This is a genomic window from Mesorhizobium sp. P5_C1 (assembly GCF_054049815.1).
Genome location: NZ_JBFULQ010000297.1, coordinates 1 through 6,915, shown reverse-complemented (window position 1 = coordinate 6,915; position 6,915 = coordinate 1). Strand labels below are relative to the sequence as shown.

7 protein-coding genes and 1 riboswitch are annotated in these 6,915 nt (G+C 60.8%); of the genes, 5 read left to right on the top strand and 2 right to left on the bottom strand.

Annotated features, from left to right (window positions below; genetic code table 11):
- Nucleotides 1–83: 83 nt before the first annotated feature.
- From ACXJ7R_RS20985 to ACXJ7R_RS20970, 4 genes are read left to right on the top strand one after another with little or no spacing between them, the layout of a single operon-like run.
- On the top strand, nt 84–1,097 hold the full coding sequence (locus tag ACXJ7R_RS20985) for a carbohydrate ABC transporter permease (RefSeq protein WP_095083068.1): 1,014 nt from the start codon (nt 84–86) through the stop codon (nt 1,095–1,097).
- Between the two features lies 1 nt (nt 1,098).
- The gene (locus tag ACXJ7R_RS20980; RefSeq protein WP_457153518.1) at nt 1,099–2,253 is read left to right on the top strand and encodes a carbohydrate ABC transporter permease; all 1,155 of its coding nucleotides are present in this window, start codon (nt 1,099–1,101) and stop codon (nt 2,251–2,253) included.
- 4 nt (nt 2,254–2,257) lie between these two features.
- On the top strand, nt 2,258–3,922 hold the full coding sequence (bglA, locus tag ACXJ7R_RS20975; protein ID WP_457153517.1) for a beta-galactosidase BglA: 1,665 nt from the start codon (nt 2,258–2,260) through the stop codon (nt 3,920–3,922).
- Nucleotides 3,923–3,963: 41 nt separating this feature from the next.
- On the top strand, nt 3,964–5,076 hold the full coding sequence (locus tag ACXJ7R_RS20970) for an ABC transporter ATP-binding protein (protein ID WP_457153516.1): 1,113 nt from the start codon (nt 3,964–3,966) through the stop codon (nt 5,074–5,076).
- 75 nt (nt 5,077–5,151) lie between these two features.
- Here the strand turns inward: ACXJ7R_RS20970 and ACXJ7R_RS20965 are convergent, their stop codons facing one another.
- A complete protein-coding gene (locus tag ACXJ7R_RS20965) occupies nt 5,152–5,391 on the bottom strand; it encodes a DUF680 domain-containing protein (RefSeq protein ID WP_095083076.1) in 240 nt (79 codons plus the stop codon).
- 69 nt (nt 5,392–5,460) lie between these two features.
- Nucleotides 5,461–5,661 carry a DUF680 domain-containing protein gene (locus ACXJ7R_RS20960; protein ID WP_095083078.1) on the bottom strand — a complete coding sequence of 67 codons (201 nt, stop codon included), beginning with the start codon at nt 5,659–5,661 and terminating at the stop codon, nt 5,461–5,463.
- Nucleotides 5,662–6,172: 511 nt separating this feature from the next.
- A riboswitch (cobalamin riboswitch) is annotated at nt 6,173–6,374 on the top strand.
- Between the two features lie 114 nt (nt 6,375–6,488).
- Between ACXJ7R_RS20960 and ACXJ7R_RS20955 the strand changes: the two genes are divergently transcribed.
- Nucleotides 6,489–6,915, top strand: a 427-nt coding sequence (locus ACXJ7R_RS20955) for an aromatic ring-hydroxylating oxygenase subunit alpha (protein ID WP_457153515.1), incomplete at its 3' end; no start/stop codon positions are given.

The window sequence follows — 6,915 nt, the reverse complement described above, 5'->3', positions numbered from 1 at the left end:
GGACGACGCTCCAACAACTGAATCGGCGCCTGGTCCCGTCACCAAGGTCATTCCTTGTCGGATCATGCGCAGGGAGAGGGACCATGGCGGCTCAGATTTTCTCGGCCATATTCGTCATCATCGTCGGGGTCGGCGGTTGCGTCGCCTATTTCTGGGGCGCCAACAAGCTGGTGGACCTGATATTCCCGTCGCGCGGCGTCGCCGGCGCCGCTGCCATCGACAATCTGCGCCGGCAAGGGCTGGTCAGGCCGTGGCTGTTCGTCGGTCCGGCGATGATCATCCTGACCATCTACCTCATCTATCCGGTGGTCGAGACGCTGCGGCTGTCGTTCCTCGATCGCGGCGGCATAAACTTCGTCGGCCTCGCCAACTATGAATGGGCCTTCGGCGATCGCGAGTTCCGCAACTCAATCCTCAACAACATCGTCTGGCTGGCTGTGGTGCCGGCCGCCTGCACCTTCCTCGGGCTGATCATCGCCGTGCTCACCGACAAGATCTGGTGGGGCACGGTCGCCAAGAGCCTGATCTTCCTGCCTTTGGCGATCTCCTTCGTCGGCGCCAGCGTCATCTGGAAATTCATCTACGAGTACCGTGGCGAGGGCCAGACCCAGATCGGCCTGCTCAACGCCATCATCCAGCATTTCGGCGGCCAGCCGCAGGTCTGGATATCACTGCCGTTCTGGAACAATTTCTTCCTGATGGTGATCCTGATCTGGATCCAGACCGGCTTTGCCATGGTCATCCTGTCTTCGGCCTTGCGCGGCATCCCGGAAGAAACTCTGGAAGCCGCCGTCATCGACGGCGCCAATCCGTTCCAGATCTTCTGGAAGATCATGGTACCGCAGATCTGGGGCACCATCGCCGTCGTCTGGACGACGATCACCATCCTGGTGCTCAAAGTGTTCGACATCGTGCTGACCATGACCAACGGCCAGTGGAACAGCCAGGTGCTGGCCAACCTGATGTTCGACTGGATGTTCCGTGGCGGCGGCGATTTCGGCCGCGGCGCCACCATCGCCATCATCATCATGATCGCGGTCATTCCGATCATGGTCTGGAACATCCGCCAGGCGAACAAAGAGACGGGAGGACATTGAGATGGCCGTTGCGACCGGAAATTCCTTCGCCAGCCGCTTCGGCGTCCATATTGCCGTCCTCATCTTCGTCGCCATCTGGACCATACCGACGCTCGGCATCCTGGTCTCGTCGCTGCGCGACAAGGACCAGATCATCGCCTCGGGCTGGTGGAATTCGTTCTCCAGTTCCACCCAGACGGAAGCCAGCCGGCTGCCGGCGGCCTCGATGCAAGTCGAAAAGGACGGCAAGTTCGTCCTTCAAGGCAACATCTTCGGCAACAGCCCTGTCCGCAACATCAGCGCTTTCGGCGTCAAGTCGGCAGCACCAACGCAATACCCCGCCGGCACATCGGCCGATCTCGGCGACGGCGTCACCCTGCAGCTCAATGCCGACGGCAGTTTCATCATGCAATCGCCGAAGGCCTTCGAAGGCGATCGCGGCCAGCGCGTCTATTATGCCTCGTCGGCGCCACCTAAATTCACCACCGACAACTACAAGACTGTGCTGTTCTCGGAAGGCATCGGACGGTCGTTCATGAATTCGCTGACTGTCACCATACCGGCGACCGTCATCCCGATCCTGATCGCCGCCTTTGCCGCCTATGCACTGGCCTGGATGCGCTTTCCCGGCCGAGCGCTGCTGATCGCGGTCATCATCGGCCTGCTGGTGGTGCCGCTGCAGATGTCGCTGATCCCGCTGTTGAAGCTCTACAACGGCGTCGGCGCCTTCTTCGGCATGCCGTCGAAAACCTATCTCGGCATCTGGCTGGCGCATACCGGCTTCGGCCTGCCCTTCGCCATCTACCTGTTGCGCAGCTACATTGCCGGCCTGCCGCGCGAAATCATGGAATCGGCGCGCATCGACGGCGCCAGCGATTTCGAGATCTTCGTCAAGATCGTGCTGCCGCTGTCGTTCCCGGTGCTGGCCTCGTTTGCCATCTTCCAATTCCTGTGGGTATGGAACGATCTGCTGGTCGCGATGGTTTTCCTGGGTACGGAGGCAGACCAGATCGTGYTGACCGCCAAGCTCAACGCGCTGCTTGGCTCACGTGGCGGCGACTGGGAGATCCTTACGACATCGGCTTTCGTGACCATCATCGTGCCGCTGATCGTGTTCTTCTCGCTGCAGCGCTATTTTGTCCGCGGGCTGCTTGCCGGCTCGGTGAAAGGAGGCTGAGACCATGCAATCCGCTTTGAAGGCCAGTTCGAAGCCTGACCTCGCCGTCGATCGCGACTGGTGGCGAGGTGCGGTGATCTACCAGATCTATCCGCGCAGCTACCAGGACTCGAACGGCGACGGCATCGGCGACCTGAAGGGCATCATCGGCCGGCTCCCCTACATCGCGGCACTCGGTGCGGATGCCATCTGGATCTCGCCGTTCTTCAAATCGCCGATGAAGGATTTCGGTTACGACGTCACCGATTACTGCGACGTCGATCCGATGTTCGGCACGCTGGCCGACTTCGACGCGCTGACCGCCGAGGCACACAGGCTGGGCTTGAAGGTGATGATCGACGAGGTGCTGTCGCACACTGCCGACAACCACCCATGGTTCAAGGAAAGCCGTTCGAGCCGCACCAACGCGAAGGCAGACTGGTATGTCTGGGCGGACGCCAGGCCGGACGGCACGCCGCCCAACAACTGGCTGTCGATCTTCGGCGGCTCGGCCTGGCAATGGGACACCAGCCGCCAGCAATATTACCTGCACAACTTCCTGGCCGAGCAGCCCGATCTCAACTTCCACAACCATGAGGTCCAGAACGCGCTGCTCGACGTCACCCGCTTCTGGCTGGAGCGCGGCGTCGACGGCTTCCGGCTCGACACCATCAATTTCTACTTCCACAGCCAGGGCCTGGAGAACAATCCGCCGCTGCCGCCCGAGCAGCGCAACGACCAGACCGCACCCGCGGTCAATCCCTACAACTACCAGGACCATCTCTACGACAAGAGCCGTCCGGAAAACCTCGGCTTCCTCGAACGCTTCCGCGCCCTGCTCGATGAGTATCCGGCTACCGCGGCGGTCGGCGAAGTCGGCGATTCGCAACGTGGGTTGGAAGTGGTGGCGGCCTATACCGCCGGCGGCAAGCGCGTGCACATGTGCTACTCGTTCGACTTCCTGGCGCCGGAAAAGATCAGCGCGGCCAAGGTCCGCTCGGTGCTGGAATCGTTCGGCAAGGTCGCCAGCGACGGCTGGTCGTGCTGGGCCTTTTCCAACCATGACGTGATGCGCCCGGCCTCGCGCTGGGCGGCAGGCGAAGCCGACACGACCGCCTATCTCAAGGTCATCTCGGCGCTGCTGATGTCGCTGCGTGGCTCGGTCTGCATCTACCAGGGCGAGGAGCTTGGGCTCGGTGAGGCCGACCTCCACTTCGAGGATTTGCAGGACCCCTACGGCATCCGCTTCTGGCCGGAATTCAAGGGCCGCGACGGCTGCCGCACGCCGATGGTGTGGGACGGCAGCGCCAGGAATGGCGGCTTCTCCTCGGCCAAGCCATGGCTGCCGGTGCCGGCCAAGCACCTGTCGCAAGCGGTCAATGTCCAGCAGGGCGACGAGAGCTCGCTGCTCGAGCACTACCGGCGCTTTCTCACCTTCCGCCGTGCCCATCCGGCGCTGGCCAAGGGCGACATCACATTCATCGAAAGCGAGGGCGACACCGTCGCCTTCACACGCCGCGCAGGCAATGAGCAGGTCGTCTGCGTCTTCAATCTGGCAGCCAAGCCAACCAGGATTGAGCTTGGCAACCGATCGCTGCAACCTTTGCCGGGACACGGATTTTCGGGGCAGGCGAGCAGCGGTTCCATACAGCTCAACGGCTACGGCGCCTGGTTTGGGCGCATCGACTGAACTTCAGATCACTTGAATTTCAAATCACTGGGAGGAAACCAATGGCCGATGTCACGCTAAGACAAGTGAAGAAGTCCTACGGCAATCTGAACATTCTCCACGGCATCGACCTCGATATAAAGTCGGGCGAGTTCATCGTCTTTGTCGGCCCGTCGGGCTGCGGCAAGTCGACATTGCTGAGGTCGATCGCCGGGCTGGAGGAAATCACCTCCGGCGAACTCAAGATCGCCGGCGAGGTCGTCAACGACGTGCCGCCGTCGAAGCGGGGCATCGCCATGGTGTTCCAGTCCTACGCGCTCTACCCGCACATGACGGTGTACGACAACATGGCGTTCTCGATGAAGATCGGCAAGGAGAACAAGGCCGAGATCGACCGCCGCGTGAAGCAGGCCGCGGAAATCCTGCAGCTGACCAAATATCTCGATCGCCTGCCCAAGGCCATGTCGGGCGGCCAGCGCCAGCGCGTCGCCATCGGCCGCGCCATCGTGCGCAACCCGAAGGTGTTCCTGTTCGACGAGCCGCTGTCGAACCTTGACGCGGCGCTGCGTGTCGCCACCCGCATCGAGATCGCCAAACTCAAGGAATCGATGCCCAACACGACCATGATCTACGTCACCCACGACCAGGTCGAGGCGATGACGCTGGCCGATCGCATCGTGGTGCTCAAGGAAGGCCATATCGAGCAGGTCGGCGCGCCGATGGACCTCTACAAGAAGCCCGGCAATTTGTTTGTCGCCCAGTTCATCGGCTCGCCGGCCATGAACATCCTGCCGGCGACCATCGACAAGACCGGAAACCCGACCGTCGTCAGCCATGTCGGCGGCCGCAAGGCAAGCGTGCCGATCGCAACGCCGGCTTCGGCAAAGGGTGCCGCGGTGAGTTTCGGCGTGCGGCCGGAAGATCTGATCATCGCCAGCGGCACGGAGTATCTGTTCGAGGGAACGGTCGACTATGTCGAACAACTCGGCGAAGTCCAGCTTGTCTATGTCGACATCGGCCGCGCCGACCTGCCGCTGGTGACCAAGCTGCCTGGCAATGTCGAGGTCAAGCGCGGTGCGACGCTGCGGCTGAGCGCGGACGCCAACGACCTTCACATCTTCGACGCGGACGGGCACTCCTTCTCGCTCCGTCAGCCGGAAGTAAAGGCGGCTTGAGACAGAACCAAGTCTCGACACGAAAAGAGCGGCGGGCCAGGCCCGCCGCTCTTTTTTGGAAATCAACTTCGGCTGTTAGCGATTGCCGAAGAGGTCGCGGTCGGCGCTCTGAGGGGCGGACTTCTCTACGTCACCCGACGAATTGAGCAGCTTGCCGACGAAACCACCGCTGTTGCGGATCGAGCCCGTTTGAGAGTTGTCAACCGAACCGACGGCAGGCTGGTTGGCGCCATTCGAACCGTAGTTGTCGCTGGCGGCGAAAGCGCTGCCGGAGATCGCCACGACGGCGGCGGCAGCAAGCATGATCTTCTTCATTTCAAATCTCCTGAATTCTGGATTTCGCCAGGACGGCGGGAGAGCCCGCCGCCTTCTGGGAATCGGCTGTTAGTTATTGCCGAAGAGGTTACGGTTGCTACCCTGGGCAGGCGTCTGAGCAGCCGGCTCCGACTTCTTGGTCGAAGCAGTGTACGAGCTGTCGACAGCAGCGGTGGCTGCCGGGGCATTCGAACCATAGTGGTCGCTGTTCGCGAAGGCGCTGCCGGAAATGGCCAGAAGGGCGGCGGCAGTGAGGATGATCTTTTTCATTTTTTGGTACTCCAGTATTTCTTATTTTTACCGTCCGTCTAGCGGCGTGTCTTGGGAAGAAATCGCGTCGTTCGGACAGCCCCGATGTGGGAGAGCCATCCAGCCATTTCCAATCACGAAGTTGTTCCGCGTGGACCAAGAATCCACCACTTGAAATTGCGCCAGGGGTTTCCACACTCAATGTTTTTCTAATTCATATCAAAGAGTTGTACAAAACAGGTACCCCGATCACCAACTGTGTCGGAGGCCCAGCGTTCACAAGTCCTGCACGCACAGTCAACAGAAACGAACCGTTCGGTTCGATTTTAGCGGCAGCTAATAGTCACTTTTCGATACCGTTAACCTTTTCTGCTTCCTGGCAAGGGGTCGGTTTCGGCGAGATTGGAGCCGGCTATGGTTGCCCAAGAGAAAGGCTTCCGCTTCGCGATCACCGACCGGAACGTTTCGCAAGCGTGTCGCGCCGCATGGATACGATGTCGTTTTCATGCCGATGACGCGCCCGCGATCGTGATTAGATCATGTCATCTCAGGTGCCGCTTCGTGACGACGAGGCGGAGAATTGGGAAGCCGGTCAGAATCCGGCGCTGCCCCCGCAACGGTGGTGGAGTTCAAGTCGCAACGGGAGACCACTGGGCGTCAGCCTGGGAAGGTGTCGCGATGGTCCGCAAGGACAACTCCAGAGCCCGGAAACCAGCCCGAGATGTCTAGACTCGACTGATCGCGGTGGGCGGTCAAGAGGCGGATAGTGCATGTCCGGCGCATCGCCGGCCTGCGTCCAATCCTTCCTCCGTCACCACCAGTTCAGTCCTTAGAAACGAGGACAGGACATGGATGCTCGCAACGACATGCTGAGGCTCTTGAGTGGCCGGCGGCAAGGCTTTTCGCTAGGACAGCCCTTCTACACCGATCCAGACTATTTCAAGCTCGACATGGAGCTGATCTGGTATCGCGACTGGCTGTTCATCGGTCATGATTGCGAGCTGCCGAAGCCGGGCAGCTACATCACGGCGCAGATTGGCGACTATCCAGTCGTGCTTGTCCGCGACCAGAAGGGCAATATCAACGCCTTCCACAATTCCTGCCRCCATCGCGGCAGCCGCGTCTGCAATTCCGACAAGGGCACGGCGGCAAAGCTGGTCTGCCCCTATCACCAATGGACCTACGAGTTGGACGGAAGGCTCTTGTTTGCCAGGCAGATGGCCGACGTTTTCGACAAGAGCCAGTTCGGCTTAAAGCCCGTCGCCTGTGAAAGCG